Source organism: Chroogloeocystis siderophila 5.2 s.c.1 (assembly GCF_001904655.1).
In the GTDB taxonomy this organism is placed as follows: domain Bacteria; phylum Cyanobacteriota; class Cyanobacteriia; order Cyanobacteriales; family Chroococcidiopsidaceae; genus Chroogloeocystis; species Chroogloeocystis siderophila.
In genome coordinates this window covers 1-19,130 of record NZ_MRCC01000009.1, presented here as the reverse complement: position 1 = coordinate 19,130, position 19,130 = coordinate 1, and the positions used below count along the sequence as shown (strand labels likewise).

The following is a 19,130-nucleotide window of genomic DNA, read 5'->3' as shown; positions in this document are numbered from 1 at the left end:
AAGTTCAGAGGTCAGAGGTCGCGCTTTGCGCAGTTATACGGTTCAGAGGTAAATTCTCAATATCGGTAATGAGTTGAATGACAATTTCTTTCCCTGATCTCCGATCCCCGACCTCTGACCCCTCTTAAATAGGTTAATCTAATCTTCTGTACGTTGCCGTCGATAGTGTAAAAAGACTTCTTGCTCGATGACTTCAGCTGAGAGTAGCTCTAAACGAGGCGCTAACTGCTCTGAAGGAAACCCTGTTCCTTCGACGGGGGTAGGAGCATGAACACCACCTAAAATCAGCGGACAGATCGTCAGCCAAAATTCGTCGATCAAATCGTCTGCAATGAGTGAAGCGATCAGTTCGCCACCACCAATTACTGCTAGACGCGATATCCCCAAGTCGGCAAGTTGTTGTAACGCGCTGACCCAATCGATACCATTTGCCGCAGGCGCTTCGCAAACCAAAATTCGCTCAAATTCTGCACCTTCGTGCCAGTGTCGAGCACCAGGAGTTGTTGTGAGTAACCAGCGGCTGACTTGTTGGCGAAAAAAACGAATTTGCGGATCGATATCAGCGGATAAAGAAGCGACGATTTGCAGGGGCTGGGGTGGTAAATTTTGCTCTAAGCGTTGTTGGAGTAATTGAGGATGCGAAATACTTATAGTGGTGCCGTAAGTTCTGAGAGTCCCCGCACCAAATAGTACTGCATCAGCGGTTGCGAGTTGCTTTTCTAAATGTGCTTGATCGACTGATGAGGAAAAGCGGGCAGGCGATCGCTTGATATCAGCAATTTTGCCATCCGCACTCATCGCCAAAACTACTGTAGTGTGAGGTCTTTTTTGACTGTTATCCGCCATTACTTCTACTGAGTTAAGAATTGCTTTGGCAACTATGATCGATTGCCCTTACTACCATATTGCTACTACGTTAGTTATAACGGCTCTTCGCGCGAGTAAATTCCCTATTTGCCGCAAATATAAAGTTAATATTTATACATTGGTTAGTTCAAAATCGACTTTATTCTGATCGTGTAGCCAAAGCTGAATGAGTGATGAGCCATCATAGTGTAAAGCATTGTGCTTTAGCCAATATATGCGATAAAACATCTGATGTGGTGTACAAATATGCTTTTCCCGCAGAACAATGTTTTTACACTAATAAAAACACGCTTTGTTCAGCCGATCTGTAGGTAGTTATTGCGCGGTTGGGTTTTCCAGCTTCCCAGTGAGAATTATTATGGCTAAGCCAGGTCAATCATCATTTCGCCGCATTTTGCTGTCGCGAATTTTATTATTAAGCGTACCAGTACTACTCATCGGCGAGGCTGTCGCCTTTAGAAAAGCACGCTCTATCCTACTGGAAACGGCACGCCAAAACCTCACTGAAAGCGCGGTGAGAAAAGGAGAGAGTATTGAAGATGCGATCGCTGCGCTTAAAGCTATCTCAATTACTGCAAGCCAAACGCAAATTCTACAAGCAGGAACAGCCGCACAAAAGCAGCAGTATCTCGATCAATTAGCGTCACAACTTCCTGATTACGTTCAGTGTGTCCACTTAAAAGAAGCACAATCTCAAAAACAAATCGCGAGTACTTGTGGAAATGTTTGGGCTAACACAAAGGCTTTACTACCTACTCCCCAAACGCGATCGCCGTTAGATACCCCAATTAAGGTGACGGCTTTATTACCTGCTGATTTACCTACAGGAGCGCAAAACTTAACATCAGGTAGCGATTCGCTTGGTCAATTGTCCTTACGTTTGTCCACTTCGGTGTTTACTCCCACAGGTCAGCCGCGCTACATCCTAAGTATTCAAGCAGCCTTAGAATCACAAGAACACACACGGCGTGGCTCACTGACAGGCTATACTGTCGTCATCGCGCAAGATGGTACAATTTTGGCACATCCACTCGCCGAGTGCGTTGGAAAAAATATTCAACAAGAACCCGATGCAGTTCGATTGCAAAGAATTGTTGAAAATGCGATCGCTGGACTTCAAGATACGCAAAATGTATCGTTTACTAAAAATGGCGCTGAATTTCTAGCAGGGTATAGTGCAATTTCTAGCCCGATTGCAAATGAGCCGAACCAGTACTGGACCATTTTAGCTGTCACGCACTTAGACAGCGCATTGTATGGTCTACGCGAAATTAAAATTATTCTATTTGTACTAACCATTGGGTTACTGGCTGCTAGTTTACTCGCAACACGATATCTAGCACGCGATTTAGCACGACCTTTAGAAAAATTACGCGACTATGCTTTAAATCTGCAAAGCCACCATGTTGTAGAACGAGTCCCGCATAACTTCAAAATTCGCGAGTTTCAACAACTTGCAGAAGCACTCGAACGAATGGTAGAGCGATTAACCGCATCAGCAGAAGAAATTGAGACAGCTTGGGAAGAAGCTCAAGTAGCAAACCAACTCAAAAGTGAGTTCTTAGCAACAACATCGCACGAACTGAGAACGCCTCTGAACGCGATTATCGGATGTGTTCGCCTTATCCGCGATGGCTGTTGCGATGATCGCGAAGAGGAGATGGAGTTTTTACAACGCGCCGATGAAGCCGCAATTCACCTGTTAAGTATCATTAATGATTTACTTGATGTTGCCAAAATCGAAGCAGGTAAACTATCAGTTGTTTTAGAACCTACCGATTTACAGCAACTGCTCAAAGAGGTAATCAATCTCCAAACTGTTCATATTCAACAAAAAGGTTTACAGCTTGTTGCATCTCAAGGAATCGAACCAATTCCTGTACAAGCCGATCCCGCAAAGCTGAAACAAGTCCTACTCAATGTTATCGGCAATGCGGTTAAGTTTACCGAGCAAGGTAGAATTACGATTAGCACGCGACTAGAATCTGTTACGGAGTCGTCGCCTAATAGTAGTAAATCACGCGTAATTGTTACTGTAGAAGATACAGGCGTAGGCATCGATCCAGCGCTACAACACAAACTATTTCGTCCCTTCGTGATGGTAGATGGCACAACAACGCGCAAATTTGGCGGTACTGGTTTAGGACTAGCAATTTCGCGCAATTTAATCGAGTTAATGGGGGGAAGTATTACGTTACACAGTGCAGGTGCTGGTCAAGGGACAACAGTTGCAATTACGATGCCTATGATGGATTTAGCGCCGTTTCGTTCGCACCAAGTACGCGAAGAACCACAAGTGTTTGACCACTTGCATCTTCCTAGCTCTTAACCATTTCTGGCGCTTGACTATTCAGTGCTAAAAACGCAGCCTGTGCCGCAGCTTGTTCCGCAGCTTTGATCGATCTGCCTGTACCTTGCCCTAATTTGCGTCCTTGGAGCCACACTTGAGCCATGAAGCGATCGTGAATGTTGCCGCGATGAGGGATTTCTTGTACGCGGTACTCTGGTAAAATTTTATAATGGGCTTGCGTCCATTCTTGTAAAGCAGCTTTATAGTTAAGTCGCGCAGGATCTGAGCGAATTTGAGCAGCAAGCTGTTTAAAATGAAGGTCTAGCCAAGGGCGTACTAACTCTAAATTATGAGTGCTAAGATACAAAGCTCCGAGTACTGCTTCAAAAGCATCGGCTAAGCGCGATTCTTCTCCAGCTTTATCTCCCGTCGCGCTACCTGCAACTAACAAGTACATTCCCAAATCGTATTGGTCAGCTAAAGTTGCCAAAATGCGATCGCTCACCAAAACTGAACGAATTGCCGCAAATTCTCCTACCGGACACTCTGGATACGTTTCCCACAACACTTCGGCTGCAACAAGTCGTACCACCGCATCGCCAATAAATTCTAACTGTTCGTAGTTCGCTTGCGCTGAAACACTTGAATGCGTTAGCGCCAAGTCTAAAAGGTGCCATTGTACTGGTGCTTGTGTTGGTAACCCCAATTTTTGTACAAGGTTTTGTAATTGCTTCTGACGACGTGGGTAACTTAAGCTCATTATTAGGAGTTAGGGTTCAGCAGTAGGGAGATAAGTAAGACAAAGAATACGATAGCGTATCATAATTAATCTTCTACTGATTCTCTGCATTTTCCCATCTTCCTTTGTTCGTATCCTTGTTAAATAAATCTTTATCTAGTACTGGAGATGAAGTGGGGAAAGAGCAGGACATAAGCCGGATTCTGTTATTCACGCTTGCGCATTGGCAAAAGTGAAGTGCGGTTATCTATCTGGGACGCCTGTTACCAGACGCCTCTAGCGGTTCTCCAATAGCGGAACTGGTAAAAGACCAACCATAGTTCCTCCGACCTTGCTCCCAACTGGGGTTTACCGAGCCAGCGCCTCTCGACGCTGCTGGTGCGCTCTTACCGCACCTTTGCACCCTTACCTGTAAGAGGGGCTAGGGGCTAGGGTTTAATTTGTACCTCGCTCCTCATTCATCGGCGGTATGTTTCTGTGGCACTATCCTCACGATCACTCGTACTGGGCGTTACCCAGCAAGTTTGGTCTTTCGGGAGTCCGGACTTTCCTCAGAACAGCTGCTTTGAACTGTTCCGCAACCGCTACGCCTACTCTTTCCCTAGATCTAGTGTAATCGTTGAAGCGATTTGTTATCTACGCGATCGCCGCCAAAGAAGATTTATTTTGCTACCGTAATTTTTGTTATTAGTATCATCGGCAATTGTGGAATAATTCTCAAACCAGCCGCGTCGCCAGAAAAAGACGACAAGTAAAGCCGCGATCGCGCCCATAGCCATCAAACATAGCGGATAGCCCCAATACCAATTTAATTCCGGCATATTCCAGGGTGATCGCTCGGTATTAAAATTCATCCCGTACACCCCAGCAATAAACGTTAACGGAATAAATATGGATGAAATCACGGTGAGCAATTTCATAATTTCATTCATCCGGTTACTGACAGCAGATAAATAAACATCCATTAAACCTGCTGCTAATTCGCGGTAAGTTTCTACCATATCTAAAACCTGTACTGCATGGTCATAACAGTCACGCAAATAAATTCTGACGCTTTCGCTAATCTGTGTACTACCATCGCGAATTAACGAATTAATTGCATCTCTCTGCGGCCAAATTGCGCGTCGCAGCGTTAACAAATCTCTTCTGACGCGATAAATTTTTTCTAACGTTTTACGTGTTGGTTTACTAACAACTTCTTCTTCTAAATCTTCAATGACTTCGCCATAATCTTCTAACACAGGAAAGAAACCATCAATAATGGAATCTAAGAGCGTGTAAAGTAAATAATCTGCTTGTTGTTTGCGCAGTGTACCTTTATTTTGGCGAATGCGTTGTCTTACAGTTTCAAAACAATCATGTTCCGGTTCTTCCTGGACTGTCAATAAATAATTTTTGCCTAAGACAAAGCCCACTTGTTCGCTGTAAAAACCAATCTTGTGTTCTTTAGGAATCACCATCCGTGCAATAATAACCAACTGGTTTTCATGATCTTCAACTTTGGGGCGTTGCGGAACATTAACAACGTCTTCTAACAGCAATGGATGTAGCTTAAACACGTTACCTAATCTTTGTAAGATATCTTCATTGCCTAAGCCTTGGACATCAACCCAGGAAACTGACTTACTATCTAAGTAAGGAATGCATTCTTCTGGTGTACTTACTTGTTTACGTGTAGCATGAGTTTCGTTATAGTCAATTAGCACAATAACTGGTGGCGGTGCATCTTCCTCGATACTCAAAGTCCCTGGTAAACTTCCAGGTTGCTCGTAGAAGAAATCTTCACGGGCGGACTTTATCTCAGAAGCAGAAGATTGAATTGATGTTTTGATCATGCAACAGGAGGGTTGAGATTGTTTTAATTTAACGCTGATATAAGTAAGGAAGCAGAGGGGCAGAAGAGAAACTACATTGTATTTCTCATTGAGATATTCATTATTTATGCTTTTTGCCAAATAGTATGAAAGAGTAGTTTTCTTAAGTTGAGCAGCTACTATTGCACGATCTTATCTGCTACTTTCTACTTTGCTAAAAAAAGCAGTTTGTTGAAAATAACAAACTGCTAACAATTAATTTAATCGTAGTGGTGGAATTACATCATTCCCATACCACCCATACCGCCCATACCACCCATACCGCCCATACCGCCCATGTCAGGAGCAGCAGCAGCTTTCTTCTCAGGTTTTTCTACAACGAGTGCTTCGGTTGTGAGTACCATTCCAGCAATTGAACCAGCATTTTGCAGTGCTGAACGTACAACTTTCGCAGGGTCAAGAATTCCAGCCGCAATTAAGTCTTGAAATTCGCCTGTTGCAGCGTTGTAGCCAATATTAAATTCGGTTTCGCGAACTTTTTCGACGATGACAGAGCCTTCAACGCCTGCATTATCCGCCATTTGGCGCAGGGGGGCTTCGAGCGATCGCTTGACAATATCGGCTCCAATTTTTTCTTCGTCGTTGAGGCTATTTTTGATGTCTTCGACTTTGGTCGAAAGGTGAATCAGCATTGTACCGCCGCCTGGAACAATACCTTCTTCTACCGCTGCTTTTGTCGCGTTCAGCGCGTCTTCAATCCGCAGTTTGCGATCTTTGAGTTCGGTTTCTGTCGCTGCGCCGACTTTAATCACAGCAACTCCACCTGCGAGTTTCGCAATTCGCTCTTGGAGTTTTTCTTTATCATATTCGGAGTCAGATTCTTCGAGTTGCCGACGAATTTGCGCGATTCGTTTTTGCACGTCGTCTTTGTTGTCGCCACCAGCAACGATGGTTGTTGCTTCTTTATCGATTGTGACTTTGCGTGCAACGCCCATCATCTCTAAGGAAGCATCGTCTAAACTTAGTCCAACTTCCTCGGAAATGACTTGTCCGCCTGTGAGAACCGCGATATCGCGTAGCATTTCCTTACGGCGATCGCCAAATCCAGGGGCTTTGATCGCGCAAACGTTGAGGACTCCTCTGGCTTTATTCACGACCAAGGTTGCCAAAGCTTCGCCGTCTACGTCTTCTGCGATGATTAATAACGGTTGACCTGCGCGCGCGACTTTTTCTAAAACAGGAATTAAATCTTGAATTGTACTGATTTTTTTGTCAGTAATTAGAATACGCGGATTTTCAAAATCGACAACCATCCGTTCGTTGTCGGTGATGAAGTAAGGTGAAATGTAACCGCGATCAAGTTGCATCCCTTCAACAACTTCAAGATCAGTCGTCAGCGATTTAGACTCTTCTACGGTAATTACACCATCTTTCGTCACGCGCTCCATTGCTTCGGCAATCATGGCGCCGACTTCCTCATCGTTACCCGCAGAAACGGTTGCGACTTGCGCGATCGCACCGCCTTCTACTGGCTTGGCTGCTGCGGCAATTTCTGCGACTAACATATCGATGGTTTTTTCCATCCCACGCCGTACTGCAACAGGATTTGCACCGGCTGCAACGTTCTTTAAGCCTTCTCGAATCATTGCTTGGGCTAAAACGGTGGCGGTAGTTGTTCCGTCGCCTGCAACGTCCTTTGTTTTCGATGCGACTTCTTGAATTAGGCGCGCACCAGTATTTTCTAGCGGATCTTCAAGTTCAATTTCCTTAGCAACGGTAATTCCATCGTTAACAATCTGGGGTGTACCAAATTTCTTTTCAAGTAGGACGTTACGCCCTTTTGGTCCTAATGTAATTTTGACAGCATCAGCAAGAGCGTTAACACCGCGTTCTAACGCCCGCCGCGATTCTTCATCAAACGCAACGATTTTTGCCATATTTAGATTTCCTAGCGCTTCCAATTTTCCAATTTAGCACTCTCTAGCATGGAGTGCTAACTCTCAGGAAAAAATCAGGTGAAAAGCAAGGTATTGACACAATAGCCAGAACTGTAGGTCAGTAGTGCGATCGCTGATTGCAAACCGCATTGATGTCAATAAGTTCTTGAAGAATTGCGTTTTTTGAATTGATACAATATCAGCGATCGCTAGCCCTTCTGTGCTTTGGGCGAATTTGGGCGAATGTCGTAGGATTAGCGACTACTTCTGGAGTTAACGCAAAAAATGAGTGAGATGAATCCATTATATAGACGTAGTGGATGAATCGTAGATGCCTTTCGACTAAAGTTGAGGCTACCCAAAACCAAGCACGCAAGGCAGCACACTCGATAATTCGATTTTTATTAATAACGAGTCCACGAAGGTGGACTTAGTTTTTTAGCTGCGAATTCATTTGCCAAGCCAAGTAGTTGTAGACTTCTACGCCATCACCATGCCACCATCGACATTAAACACCTGCCCAGTGATGTAACCAGCCGCAGGATCAGTAGCGAGGAAGCGTACCATTCCCGCAACTTCTTCGGGTTGACCGTAGCGACCGAGAGGAATAAATTTGAGAATATCTTCGGTATTGCTGAGATTGCTTGTCATGTCGGTGGTAATAAAGCCTGGTGCAACTGCATTAGCTGTAATTCCGCGCGGTGCTAATTCTTTCGCAACGGTTTTTGTAAAGCCGATAACTCCAGCTTTGGCAGCGCTATAGTTTGCTTGTCCTGGATTACCCATTTGACCAGCAACAGAAGTAATACTGATAATCCGTCCACTACGTTGCTTTAGCATGACTTTACTAACAGCGCGGGTACATAAGAAAACACCAGTCAGGTTAAGGTCAATGACTGCTTGCCATTCTTCTGGCTTCATGCGCAACAATAACGTATCGCGTGTAATGCCAGCATTGTTGACGAGTACATCAACGCGATTCCATTTTTCCATAACCGCATTCAGCAGCGCATCAACCTGATCGGCTTTGGATACATCAGCTTGCAGCGCGATGGCATTTCCCCCACTTGTCGTAATCTCTTCAACTACCTTCTCTGCTGCGGTGCTAGAACTTGCATAATTGACAACAACATTTGCGCCTTCGCTTGCTAAACTCAGTACGATCGCTTTGCCAATCCCCCGCGAAGCACCAGTTACGATCGCGACTCGCTCTCGTAATCGCTGCAAATTTTCAGGCAATACTTCCATAAAAACACCTCTAAAACTAACTATCTTGCTCAAGCAATGACGGTTAACCGCTCAATGATTGTAAGTTGATTTGTGTCCCGTAACTAGGGGTCAGGGGTCGGAGATCAGAGGTCAGGGATGTAGGAAAAACTAGAATTTTAAAAAAGAGGATTGTCACTCGATACACGCGATGGAGAAGATAGAAAAATTTGTTTCTACAAAAGGGTCTGCGTCAGTATTCTCTGACCTCTGACCTCTAGAAACAGATGCGATCGCGCTCTGAAAAAATTAGGATAGAGAAGCAAGCGTAAATAATCACTACTGTTTTATGGCAACTAAGCAACAGTTCAAAAACTTTGCAGAATTATTAGCGCAATCGAATGTTCCAGTCTTAGTCGATTTTTATGCAGACTGGTGCGGTCCTTGTCAGATGATGGCGGCAATTTTAGAGCGAGTCAATGCACAGTTTCAGCAGCAACTGCGCGTTGTAAAAATTGATACTGAGAAGTATCCTGAAATTGCTAGTCAGTATCAAGTTCAAGCCTTACCGACATTAGTGTTTTTCAAACACGGTCAACCTGTAGAACGCATTGAAGGTGTGATGCCAGCCGATGCGTTGATTCAAAAGTTACAGACGTTGCTGTAAGTTGTTTGTATTTAAACACGGCGAATATTGAGACAGCACCAGTCTTGTTTTTGCAACTGGCTAGTCACGCGCCAGCCATGCTGAGTTAATGTATCGCTGACAGCTTCAGCTTGGTTCACAAGAATTCCGCTCAGAATACCCCAAGTTGAGGTATGGGTAATCGCATTCCATTGCGGAATTAACTTGATAATGACTTCTGCCAAAATGTTACAAACAATGCCATCTACTGGTGCTGATACTAACGATACCAGCCGTTCAACACTGCCTTGTTCGACGATTAAGCGCTCTGGTTTGATTGCATTGAGTTCACGGTTGCTAGCCGTAGATTGTACTGCAAGGGGGTCAACATCAACTGCATAAACTTGACTTGCGCCTAAAAGTAGCGATCCAATTGATAGAATACCAGAGCCACAGCCAATATCTGCGATCACAGCGTCACTGTTGATACAATCTTCTAAGGCTTCGAGACACAATTGCGTTGTCTGATGGTTGCCTGTACCAAAAGCGACACCAGGGTCGAGATGGATGATAATGCGATCAGTATCCGGCGTTGGTAGCCATGCAGGATTGATTAAGACGCGATTGCCAATTTCCTGAGGATGCCAGTATTGTTTCCAACTATTTGCCCAATCTTCTTCATCAAGCTGTTGCTGATGTATTTCTGGCGCAGCTAAGCTCATAAGTTTAGCATTTTTGCTCAAATTTTGCAACAACGCTTCTAAATCGACTGCTTGCACCTCTTGTGAGGGTAAATACGAGCGAATCAAGCGAAAGTCTCCTTTTTTCTCACTTGCCATTCCCCGAAAACCAAATTGCTCGAGTTGCCAGAAAACAGTTTCTTCTAGCACAGGATCGCAAATAATCTGTAATTCACACCAAGTATTAGCCATAAATCAGCCCAATAAGCATGAGGCAAGTTTTAAAGAATGATTTATTCTTCCCTCACCCCTCACCCTTACAATGTCACCGTATAAGCATCGCGAATGCCTGACACTTTGGTAATTTCATCTAAAATGCCATCGGGTAGGGGATCGTCAAGGCTCAAAACCATGACAGCATCGCCACGCACAATTTTGCGTCCTACCTGCATACTGGCAATATTTACATTAAAACTACCGAGGAGCGAACCAATTTTACCGATGATTCCTGGCATATCACGGTGTAGCGTAAATAGCATATGTTGACTGGGAGGAACGTTAACAGGAAATTCATCAATGTCTGTAATGCGAATTTCACTGTCACCCAGCAAAGCACCTGTCACGGAATGGTCGCCTAAAGAGCCTTTGGCTTCTAAATGCAGTGAACCTGCATAGTCGCGTTCTCCTGCATCGCGCGTTTCAATGACGCGAATACCCCTCTCCTTGGCTTCGATCGACGCATTGACGTAATTAACGCGTTCGCGTAGCGCTTGCGATAGTAAACCTTTGAGTGCAGCGACGACGATAGGCTGGCTTTTATTTGTTGCGAGTTCGCCTTGTAGTTTGACAACGAGTTGTTCTACTCTTCCTCCAGCTAATTGTCCTACCAAGTTGCCGAGGGTTTCTGCAAGTTGCATGTAAGGACGAAGTTCTTCAAGGATATCAGGACCTAGCCCAGGGATATTAACTGCTGATCGCGCGGGTAATCCGAGTAAAACGTCACGAATTTGTTCAGCGACATCGATCGCCACATTCACTTGTGCTTCGGTAGTCGATGCTCCTAAGTGAGGAGTGAGAATGACTTGTTTTTCTAATGACTTTAACGGCGAATCTCCCAACGGTTCAGTTTCATAAACGTCAAGCGCTGCGCCTGCGATTCTACCTTCTTTAAGCGCATTATACAGGGCTGTTTCATCAATAATTCCCCCACGCGAACAGTTGATGATGCGTGCGTTAGGTTTCATTTTGGCGATCGCTGCGGCGTCGATTAAGTGCGTTGTTTCTGGTGTCTTGGGGATGTGCAAGGTAATATAGTCAGATTCTTGCAGTAAAACATCCATTTCTACCAAGCGACAGCCTAGCTGATCGGCTCTTTCTGTCGAAATAAACGGATCGTATGCTAACAGTTTCATGCCCATGGCTTTCGCTGCCGTGGCTACGTGCGAGCCAATTTTACCTAAACCAACGATTCCTAGCGTCTTTTTATAAACTTCTGCACCAATAAAACTTTTGCGATCCCATTTGCCACTTTTCACCGAAGCGTTTGCATCAGGAATGTAGCGCGATAAAGCAAGCATCATCGCTAGTGCGTGTTCGGCGGCGGCGATCGTATTGCCTTCGGGTGAGTTGACAACAACAATCCCCTTGCGCGTAGCAGCGTTAACGTCTACATTATCAACTCCAACGCCTGCTCTGCCAATAATTTTCAACTGCGTTCCCGCTTCAATAATTTCTTGCGTAACGCGGCTGCCAGAGCGAATCATTAACGCGTCATATTCTGGTATAATCTGCGCCAGTTCTTCTGACGATAGTCCAATTTTAATATCAACGGTAGCAACTTGAGACAGGATATCAATTCCTGCCTGGTCAATCGGATCGGAGACGAGAACTTTAGCCATAATTAGCAAGCAAGACTAGGTAGAAAAACGCGATTCATGATAGCAAAATGCTCTTAAGCAGCGATTGTTATCATTGACACAACTGTAGGCACAATCTGTAAGTTTACAAAACTTCTATGATACAGCGCAGTTGCTTCCGCAGTAGGTTATTTTAACTGTAAAGGCGTCCGCGCCAGAACATTTAACAAAATAATTTCTGCATTCCGGCTATACCTTTTATTAATATACCGACAAAATCCGATGGCGTTGGACAAATCATAATTCCGACAGAACCCGCCGCGTGCTTACCACTGGTACATTGAAAATGGAGACTTGTATCTCAAGCACAACTGTCAATCAATAAAACTTGCTAAGATGAATTACCTTGTTGCTGTACTCCCCGATCGCATCCAAGCCGAAGCTGCTTACTTAGCGCTCGAAAAAGAAGGTATTCCCACTGATAAAGTCAGTATTCTTGGTCGAGGATACAAAAGTGCTGATGAGTTTGGGTTAATTGACCCGAAAGAGCAGGCTAGAAAGCAATCGCGAATTATGATGCTGTGGCTTGTGCCGTTTGGCTTTGTTGCCGGAATTGCCTTCAATTTGCTAACAGGGTTGAATACTTTCCCTTGGGCTGGGGATATTGGTAATCAGTTGATCGGTGGGTTATTAGGGGCTGCGGCTGGCTATATGGGAAGCTTTTTTGTTGGTGGTGCAGCAGGGATAGCTTTTGGAAGTGGTGACGCTTTGCCTTATCGCAATCGCCTCGATGCGGGTAAATATTTGGTTGTGGTGCGCGGTTCAGAAAGTTTGACTCGTCAAGCGACGCGGGTTCTACGTCAGTTTGAACCAGAGAATTTGCAAGGATATGTCGATCCTGCTGAGGTGTGATGTGGTCCGTGTTTTAACGAACCTTATTCGGAGCAGAGAACGCAGAGAGGGAGAAAGAGAGGATTGTCTGAGATGACTAGAGCAGTTTTGTAGTCAGTCGCTCAGCCTAGTGCATCATTAGTTTAAGACATCAAATATATTTAGAATGCTACCGAGAGAAGAACTTTTAAAGGGTGTTGAAAACCGAGACAGTGTCGCACAGGTAATTGATCGAGCACAGCAGGCGATTAAAACTTGGGAAGTTGTGTTAACTGATTTTTTGTCTCCTCCAGTATTAGCGGAAACACAACAAGTTTTTAGCCGTTTAACTGAGGTACAAATGATCGCCTGGGGTGGATATCCGCAAGCAGAAAGGCAACGTCTGGCGATCACGCGTCCTGAAATACCACTGGATTTATCACACGTCGCTGTTGCGGCGCTTGATATTTCTGGGAATTTTTTATTTGATACCGCAACTCATCGCGATTTTTTGGGGGCAATGCTGGGTACTGGTATTGTTCGCGAGAAAACAGGTGACATTATTGTTTTGGGTGAACGTGGCGCACAAGCGATTGTTGTTCCTGAACTTGTCGAATTTTTAGAAATGAATCTTCAGCAAGTGCGTTCGGTTCCGGTAAAACTACAACGAATCGAGTTAAGTGAACTCAAGATTCGCGAACCTAAGAAAAAAGAACTAACAACGGTTGAAGCTTCTTTAAGGTTAGATGCGATCGCTTCCGCTGGCTTTGGCACTTCTCGCAGCAAAATGGCTGATATGATTGATGCTGGCGATGTGCGTGTTAACTGGAAAGAGGTAACTCAAGCAAGCGCACAAGTTAAACCTGGAGATTTAATTGCAATTCGTGGTAAAGGACGCCTAGAAGTCGGTGAAGTTGCTGTTACTAAAAAGGAACGCTACCGCGTGCAGTTGACTCGGTATGTATAACTAAAAGTTTTGGTAATTAGGTAATAGAAAATACTTTTGTACGCTTGCAGTTAATATCTAGTAGACCTCCTGCATGAATCACAGCCGCCCTCCGACTTTCGTCAGGGCTATCCAAGCAAAGTGTACGAAGGTACACTAAAACAAGATTTTTACGGGTAAGTTTACGGAGGTAGACTTTCTTTTATTTAGCTTGCAAATTTATTCGCCAGCAGCTACAGCTAACAGAAAAAGCTAATATCTCACAATGACCAATTACCGATTACCAGTTAACAACACTTTACTTTCTACTTCCTAAAACTGTTTTCCAAAAAGTTGTAATAGCTTCTCTTGGTAAAAATCGCGGGATATTGGCTAATATTTGGTTTCGCAAATCTCCAGGAACAATGACAGGATGCTCTTGTTCTATAGCCGCTAAAGCTTCACGGACAACAACTTTTGTGGAAGTGTAATTTTTTTCGGCAATATTAACTAAAATTGGCGGAAATTCTGCATCTGTGAAAAAGTTCGTGTCAGTTGGTCCAGGGCAAACTGCGATGACACGAACACCGTATTTACGATTCTCTGCCCACAAAGCTTCACTAAAACTCAGGATAAATGACTTGGTTGCAGCATAGACACTAAAGTAAGGCATCGATTGAAACGCCGCTACCGAAGACATATTAATAATATTGCCTGAACCGCGTTGCCGCATTTGTGATAAGAATAGATGTGTCAAATCTACGAGCGCCAGAATATTTAACTGTATCATATTTAACTGTCTTTCGCGATCAAGTTCAAGAAAGTCACCGTATTCCCCAAAGCCAGCGTTGTTGATTAACAAGTCGATGGCGATACTCTTACTGTTGAGAGTATCAAATACAGTTTGCGCTGCTTGTGGTGCGGTCAAGTCTTGAGGGATAATCTCTACTTGAATTTGGTATTGTGTTTGTAGTTGTGTTGCGAGTTGTTCAAGTTTCGTTTGCGATCGCGCTACTAACACTAAATTTGTCTTACGTGCAGCTAATTCTTGCGCAAAAGCCGCACCAATCCCCGCAGAAGCACCTGTAATTAAAGCTGTTGTCATGCGCTTTCCCAAATATTTTAAAATTCTTAACAAGACTTAACTCTATTTTAGGTTTTGCTAAGCAAGAGTTTTATCTCGCTAGGAATATAAGGCTAAGGGATTTTCATCAAAACGCAACAAAATGTTTCCTTGCTAACAGTTTTATCATCAAATAAATTTATAGTTTTTTTGACATTCTGTATCTAGTGATTGCAATAATATCTGATGAGAAAATATTCGCTTATAAGGGTACTGCGAAAATCTCCTGTATTTACAGTATTGTTGCTGCTGATTGTATCAGGAACAGCTTTAGCAGCCGAAGAGACAACAGCAGACAATGGCTTTGTTGCAGGAATTGATGCGGTTTTTTCTGGTTTGGTAGATGCACTATCGCAGGTACTGTTTTTCAGTGTTGCAGGTCTACCGTTTATCGTCTTATGGCTAATTGTCGGCGCAGTTTTTTTTACACTGCGCATGAAATTTGTCAACTTTCGGGCTTTTGGTCATGCGATCTCTGTTGTGCAAGGACATTACGACAATCCGGCGGAAACTGGAGAAGTTACTCACTTTCAAGCTTTATCCGCAGCACTTTCAGCAACAGTTGGGTTAGGAAATATTGCAGGGGTGGCGATCGCCATTCAATTGGGTGGTCCTGGCGCAATGTTTTGGATGACGATCGCGGGATTACTGGGAATGTCCAGTAAATTTGTTGAGTGTACGCTTGGTCAAAAATATCGCCTGGTATCACCTGATGGTACAGTCTCCGGCGGTCCAATGCGTTACTTATCACGCGGTTTGGGAGAACTTGGATTACGCCCCTTAGGAAGGCTGCTAGCTGGCTTGTTTGCGGTGTTATGTATTGGTGGCTCGTTTGGTGGCGGTAATATGTTTCAAGCCAACCAATCTTACTCGGCGATCGCTGGTGTGGTTCCCTTATTTGTGGGACGCAGCTGGCTTTATGGAATAATTCTAGGCGCAATGGTTGCTTTGGTAATTATTGGCGGTATTCGTCGTATCGGTGGAGTTGCTGAGAAGCTTGTCCCGGCAATGTGCTTGATTTACGTTTTAGCCGCGTTGTGGATTATTCTGACGAATTTACCGCAAGTTCCTGCTGCTTTTGCCACAATTGTGCGCGAAGCGTTTGTCCCGCAAGCCGTTACAGGCGGATTTATTGGAGTACTTGTCCAAGGATTTAGACGCGCATCTTTTTCTAACGAAGCTGGTGTTGGTTCAGCAGCGATCGCGCACTCCGCAGCGCGTACAGAGGAACCGATTCGCGAAGGAATCGTTGCTTTATTAGAACCATTTATTGACACTGTAATCATTTGCAATATGACGGCGTTAGTCGTTGTCATTACTGGTGTGTACACCGATCAAACCGATAGTGGGGTACAGCTTACAAATACGGCGTTTGCTTCAGCCATTAGTTGGTTTCCCATTATTCTGTCAATCGCTGTGTTTTTGTTTGCCTTCTCAACGATGATTTCTTGGAGTTACTACGGCGAACGTTGTTGGGCTTACTTGTTTGGCGATCGCTCTACAATGATTTACAAAGTTATCTTCGTCATTTTTGTCTTCATTGGGTCTGTTGTTAATTTGGGGGCGGTTCTCGACTTTAGCGATATGATGATTCTCTCTATGGCTTTTCCTAATATTCTGGGGTGCTACCTGTTATCTGGAAAAGTCTCAGCAGATTTAGAAAGCTATATGAAACGATTGAATACTGGACAAATGCCAGTTTATCGTTAATCTAAATTTGCACAGTACTTTTAAGCAATGAGTGCAAAAATTTAACTTAAAGGTTGGTAATTGGTTATTGGTAATTGGCAAGAATACTTATTAAGAATTACCCATTATCGACAACCCATTACCCACCAACTTAAAAAGGTATGACTACTAATAAGGACAATTATTATGACTTGGTTACAAAAAAATTGTGTTCTAGTCCCAATCGATTTTTCTGAAGAATCCTTCGCCGCACTTGAACCAGCACGAGAATTTGTCCAAGATCCTTCTCAACTACACGTATTGCATGTTCTCTCTCATCTCCATCCTGCTGAACCAGGAGTTGTATGGGAAACGATAGATGATGAAACACGCATAAAACACGTGCAAGAAGCATTACATGAACGCTTGAAAGATTCAGAATATCAAGGAGTTCATATCGGTATTTTAGTCGGCGATCCTAGTTCTAGAATTATTGATTACGCTCAAGAAATTAATGCTGACTTAATAGTCATCCCCTCGCACGGACGGACTGGCTTAAGTCGTTTTTTTCTTGGTTCTGTAGCAGAAAGAGTCGTTCGATTTGCTCATTGTCCCGTGATGGTTTTGAGGAAATAAGTTTTGGGAGCTGAGTTTTCGTCTTGAATTTCTTTAAAAGCAGAATTTAGAAGAAAATACGTTTTTGGCGAACTGATATAGGTTGCCAGAGTTGATGCTGTATGTTATGTATTAATTATGATAATTGTTTTAATATTTTTTATCAACTTTTTTATGGAAAAGAGTCTCTACTAAAACACAACTAAGTACGTTGTGGAACAAGAATTTATATTATTTTTTGATAAGACTTTGAGACTTGTGTAAAGTTGATTGGTAAATAGGATACACTTTTCCATATTGTTGGTTGATTAACCTGAACAATTTGAGTTCTGCTTCAAAGTTACCTGCATACTGGGTAAGTTGCTGCTCAAAGATTTGCTGTGCGTAATGATATAACTGAATATCTAATAGGTTGTAGTGTTGTATAATTTCTATAGCTTCCGGTGGTATGTTCTCCTTTAATTGTCTATTTTTTGTTACATTTTCTCTTACATAAAAAGGTAATCTCCACCCAAACTTCTTCTTAAGTAAAATGAGAGTTTCGTCAAATTTTTCTGTGAGTCCTACAACTGAGAAATATATTTTTAAATTTTGTTTAGCAATATCTAAAGCTTCCGTAGGAGTTTGACCAAACTTTACTATTGATTTATCTATTGCTGCTAACATTCTCGTTTGACTATTATCAACTGCTGTAGTTATACCACTACTGACATACTCAGACAAACTGAGATTTTGACCTTTTACGTGAGCATGTAATCGATGCTTGGGATTATGACATATATAATAATATTGAGAAATGACTCTTTCTACTGGTTCGCGTAGAATCGTAATATAAGTAGATGGACGTGCTAGATATTCATGCAATCCAAAACTCATATGTCCTTTCAAAACCTTAATTTTTTGTCTTTGTTCTTGAGGTAGGCTTTTGAATTCATTGGTTGATTCAACTACATTCAAGCCATCAATAGTATAAATAACTACAGGCGGATACTGCTGTTCAATTATTCGATGCAGTGTACTACCAGAAGCTTTAGGAATATGGAGAAATATTATAGTGTGCTTTTGATAAGAATGTACGACCATAAGTGAGTTTTCTTATGAGTTTTATTTATGTGAAAGGGGCTATACGGTAGATAAAGTGCTTCTGTTAAGATGTAGACAAAGATGTTTGCATTCTATATTATTTTATTATGGTGGTTGCAATTGGTCAGCTATCCTTAGCTATCTTTTTATTAGCGATACTCTAAAAAAATATTTACCTTCAAGCTGGCGCTGTGCTATATTTATGATTCAATGGACGTATAGCTCAGATGGTTAGAGCGCTACGTTGACATCGTAGAGGTCACTGGTTCGAGTCCAGTTACGTCCACTTTTGCTTGCTGCTCTGTACATTCAGTTAATAGTTTTTTTTGATGACAAGAATTTAACTGCAAAAAGGGAAACAATTAAGTAAATAAAGTTACTTAAAGCCAAGCATTAACAAGTGAAAGCAAACGCAATTAGCACTTTGCGGATATAAAAGGCGTTACTGAGTGTTGCCTGAGTTAACTTTCAGGGTGAAAATTGACAAAAATCACTGAGCGAACGTGATATTTTGTACAAATATAGATCGCACCCACTTTCGTCAAGCGCAGTTGGAATCTTGACACGCAGATTCGTCAAGAAGTGACTCAATGGTATGGTACCAAAGGTAAGTTTGCTAGTCATCAAGGCAAGCAAAAACGCACAGACTTGTGTGTACTGCTAGCAGTAAATTAACCCTTACTGACCTACAAGCTGGCAATCGCGTCATTACAAACGACCTTAAATGTAGTCCACGCAGGTGGACTTTGTTTGTCTAGGGGCAAATTCATATCCTAACAGGAGTTACGCAGTTGAGAAAAAAGCGTTGGTGCGCTAGAAAAAAAGGATGAAC

Annotated in this window: 15 protein-coding genes, 1 tRNA gene and 1 other RNA gene; 7 read left to right on the top strand and 10 right to left on the bottom strand. The window is 43.1% G+C overall.

Going from position 1 to position 19,130, the window contains the following annotated elements; all coding sequences use genetic code 11:
* Positions 1-138: 138 nt before the first annotated feature.
* Entirely contained in the window at positions 139-846 is a 708-nt protein-coding gene (locus NIES1031_RS12065; protein WP_073549623.1) for a RibD family protein, read from the bottom strand.
* A 379-nt stretch (positions 847-1,225) separates the two neighbouring features.
* Between NIES1031_RS12065 and NIES1031_RS12060 the strand changes: the two genes are divergently transcribed.
* Positions 1,226-3,196, top strand: coding sequence for an ATP-binding protein (locus NIES1031_RS12060; RefSeq protein ID WP_073549622.1), 1,971 nt, complete (start codon positions 1,226-1,228; stop codon positions 3,194-3,196).
* On the opposite strand, the gene rnc is transcribed toward NIES1031_RS12060, so the two are convergent.
* The 5 genes from rnc to fabG form a co-directional block, all read right to left on the bottom strand.
* Entirely contained in the window at positions 3,186-3,917 is a 732-nt protein-coding gene (rnc, locus tag NIES1031_RS12055; protein WP_073549621.1) for a ribonuclease III, read from the bottom strand. The two genes, NIES1031_RS12060 and rnc, sit on opposite strands and share 11 nt — an antisense overlap.
* 156 nt (positions 3,918-4,073) lie before the next feature.
* Positions 4,074-4,493, bottom strand: an RNA gene (gene rnpB, locus NIES1031_RS12050) — RNase P RNA component class A.
* Between the two features lie 35 nt (positions 4,494-4,528).
* Positions 4,529-5,731 carry a magnesium/cobalt transporter CorA gene (gene corA, locus NIES1031_RS12045; protein WP_073549620.1) on the bottom strand — a complete coding sequence of 401 codons (1,203 nt, stop codon included), beginning with the start codon at positions 5,729-5,731 and terminating at the stop codon, positions 4,529-4,531.
* Between the two features lie 257 nt (positions 5,732-5,988).
* On the bottom strand, positions 5,989-7,647 hold the full coding sequence (gene groL, locus NIES1031_RS12040) for a chaperonin GroEL (protein WP_073549619.1): 1,659 nt from the start codon (positions 7,645-7,647) through the stop codon (positions 5,989-5,991).
* A 480-nt stretch (positions 7,648-8,127) separates the two neighbouring features.
* A complete protein-coding gene (fabG, locus tag NIES1031_RS12035) occupies positions 8,128-8,895 on the bottom strand; it encodes a 3-oxoacyl-[acyl-carrier-protein] reductase (RefSeq protein ID WP_073549618.1) in 768 nt (255 codons plus the stop codon).
* 307 nt (positions 8,896-9,202) lie between these two features.
* Here fabG and trxA point away from each other — a divergent pair, with 307 nt between their 5' ends.
* Positions 9,203-9,520 (top strand): thioredoxin, encoded by a 318-nt coding sequence (gene trxA, locus NIES1031_RS12030; RefSeq protein ID WP_015186722.1) that lies wholly within the window; start codon positions 9,203-9,205, stop codon positions 9,518-9,520.
* Positions 9,521-9,531: 11 nt separating this feature from the next.
* Here the strand turns inward: trxA and prmA are convergent, their stop codons facing one another.
* Together prmA and serA are read right to left on the bottom strand one after the other, a co-directional pair.
* On the bottom strand, positions 9,532-10,410 hold the full coding sequence (gene prmA, locus NIES1031_RS12025) for a 50S ribosomal protein L11 methyltransferase (RefSeq protein ID WP_073549617.1): 879 nt from the start codon (positions 10,408-10,410) through the stop codon (positions 9,532-9,534).
* Positions 10,411-10,475: 65 nt separating this feature from the next.
* Positions 10,476-12,056 carry a phosphoglycerate dehydrogenase gene (gene serA, locus NIES1031_RS12020; protein ID WP_073549616.1) on the bottom strand — a complete coding sequence of 527 codons (1,581 nt, stop codon included), beginning with the start codon at positions 12,054-12,056 and terminating at the stop codon, positions 10,476-10,478.
* 354 nt (positions 12,057-12,410) lie between these two features.
* Between serA and NIES1031_RS12015 the strand changes: the two genes are divergently transcribed.
* Positions 12,411-12,926 carry a hypothetical protein gene (locus NIES1031_RS12015; RefSeq protein WP_073549615.1) on the top strand — a complete coding sequence of 172 codons (516 nt, stop codon included), beginning with the start codon at positions 12,411-12,413 and terminating at the stop codon, positions 12,924-12,926.
* Positions 12,927-13,071: 145 nt separating this feature from the next.
* A complete protein-coding gene (locus tag NIES1031_RS12010) occupies positions 13,072-13,851 on the top strand; it encodes a photosystem II electron transport protein, Sll1252 family (protein ID WP_073549614.1) in 780 nt (259 codons plus the stop codon).
* 277 nt (positions 13,852-14,128) lie between these two features.
* Here the strand turns inward: NIES1031_RS12010 and NIES1031_RS12005 are convergent, their stop codons facing one another.
* Positions 14,129-14,914, bottom strand: a complete 786-nt coding sequence (locus tag NIES1031_RS12005) for an SDR family NAD(P)-dependent oxidoreductase (protein ID WP_073549613.1) — start codon at positions 14,912-14,914, stop codon at positions 14,129-14,131.
* A 204-nt stretch (positions 14,915-15,118) separates the two neighbouring features.
* Here NIES1031_RS12005 and NIES1031_RS12000 point away from each other — a divergent pair, with 204 nt between their 5' ends.
* Positions 15,119-16,642, top strand: a complete 1,524-nt coding sequence (locus NIES1031_RS12000) for an alanine/glycine:cation symporter family protein (RefSeq protein WP_073549612.1) — start codon at positions 15,119-15,121, stop codon at positions 16,640-16,642.
* A gap of 165 nt (positions 16,643-16,807) precedes the next feature.
* Positions 16,808-17,236, top strand: coding sequence for a universal stress protein (locus NIES1031_RS11995; RefSeq protein ID WP_073549611.1), 429 nt, complete (start codon positions 16,808-16,810; stop codon positions 17,234-17,236).
* 210 nt (positions 17,237-17,446) lie between these two features.
* On the opposite strand, the gene NIES1031_RS11990 is transcribed toward NIES1031_RS11995, so the two are convergent.
* Positions 17,447-18,298 (bottom strand): sulfotransferase family 2 domain-containing protein, encoded by an 852-nt coding sequence (locus NIES1031_RS11990; RefSeq protein ID WP_073549610.1) that lies wholly within the window; start codon positions 18,296-18,298, stop codon positions 17,447-17,449.
* 212 nt (positions 18,299-18,510) lie between these two features.
* Between NIES1031_RS11990 and NIES1031_RS11985 the strand changes: the two genes are divergently transcribed.
* Positions 18,511-18,584: transfer RNA gene (locus NIES1031_RS11985), tRNA-Val, on the top strand.
* The last annotated feature ends 546 nt before the right edge of the window (positions 18,585-19,130 follow it).

What these genes read in the sequence shown, in the direction of transcription:
- NIES1031_RS12065 (WP_073549623.1), bottom strand. Translation starts at nt 846, where the DNA reads ATGGCGGATAACAGTCAAAAAAGACCTCACACTACAGTAGTTTTGGCG.
- NIES1031_RS12060 (WP_073549622.1), top strand. Translation starts at nt 1,226, where the DNA reads ATGGCTAAGCCAGGTCAATCATCATTTCGCCGCATTTTGCTGTCGCGA.
- rnc (WP_073549621.1), bottom strand. Translation starts at nt 3,917, where the DNA reads ATGAGCTTAAGTTACCCACGTCGTCAGAAGCAATTACAAAACCTTGTA.
- corA (WP_073549620.1), bottom strand. Translation starts at nt 5,731, where the DNA reads ATGATCAAAACATCAATTCAATCTTCTGCTTCTGAGATAAAGTCCGCC.
- groL (WP_073549619.1), bottom strand. Translation starts at nt 7,647, where the DNA reads ATGGCAAAAATCGTTGCGTTTGATGAAGAATCGCGGCGGGCGTTAGAA.
- fabG (WP_073549618.1), bottom strand. Translation starts at nt 8,895, where the DNA reads ATGGAAGTATTGCCTGAAAATTTGCAGCGATTACGAGAGCGAGTCGCG.
- trxA (WP_015186722.1), top strand. Translation starts at nt 9,203, where the DNA reads ATGGCAACTAAGCAACAGTTCAAAAACTTTGCAGAATTATTAGCGCAA.
- prmA (WP_073549617.1), bottom strand. Translation starts at nt 10,410, where the DNA reads ATGGCTAATACTTGGTGTGAATTACAGATTATTTGCGATCCTGTGCTA.
- serA (WP_073549616.1), bottom strand. Translation starts at nt 12,056, where the DNA reads ATGGCTAAAGTTCTCGTCTCCGATCCGATTGACCAGGCAGGAATTGAT.
- NIES1031_RS12015 (WP_073549615.1), top strand. Translation starts at nt 12,411, where the DNA reads ATGAATTACCTTGTTGCTGTACTCCCCGATCGCATCCAAGCCGAAGCT.
- NIES1031_RS12010 (WP_073549614.1), top strand. Translation starts at nt 13,072, where the DNA reads ATGCTACCGAGAGAAGAACTTTTAAAGGGTGTTGAAAACCGAGACAGT.
- NIES1031_RS12005 (WP_073549613.1), bottom strand. Translation starts at nt 14,914, where the DNA reads ATGACAACAGCTTTAATTACAGGTGCTTCTGCGGGGATTGGTGCGGCT.
- NIES1031_RS12000 (WP_073549612.1), top strand. Translation starts at nt 15,119, where the DNA reads ATGAGAAAATATTCGCTTATAAGGGTACTGCGAAAATCTCCTGTATTT.
- NIES1031_RS11995 (WP_073549611.1), top strand. Translation starts at nt 16,808, where the DNA reads ATGACTTGGTTACAAAAAAATTGTGTTCTAGTCCCAATCGATTTTTCT.
- NIES1031_RS11990 (WP_073549610.1), bottom strand. Translation starts at nt 18,298, where the DNA reads ATGGTCGTACATTCTTATCAAAAGCACACTATAATATTTCTCCATATT.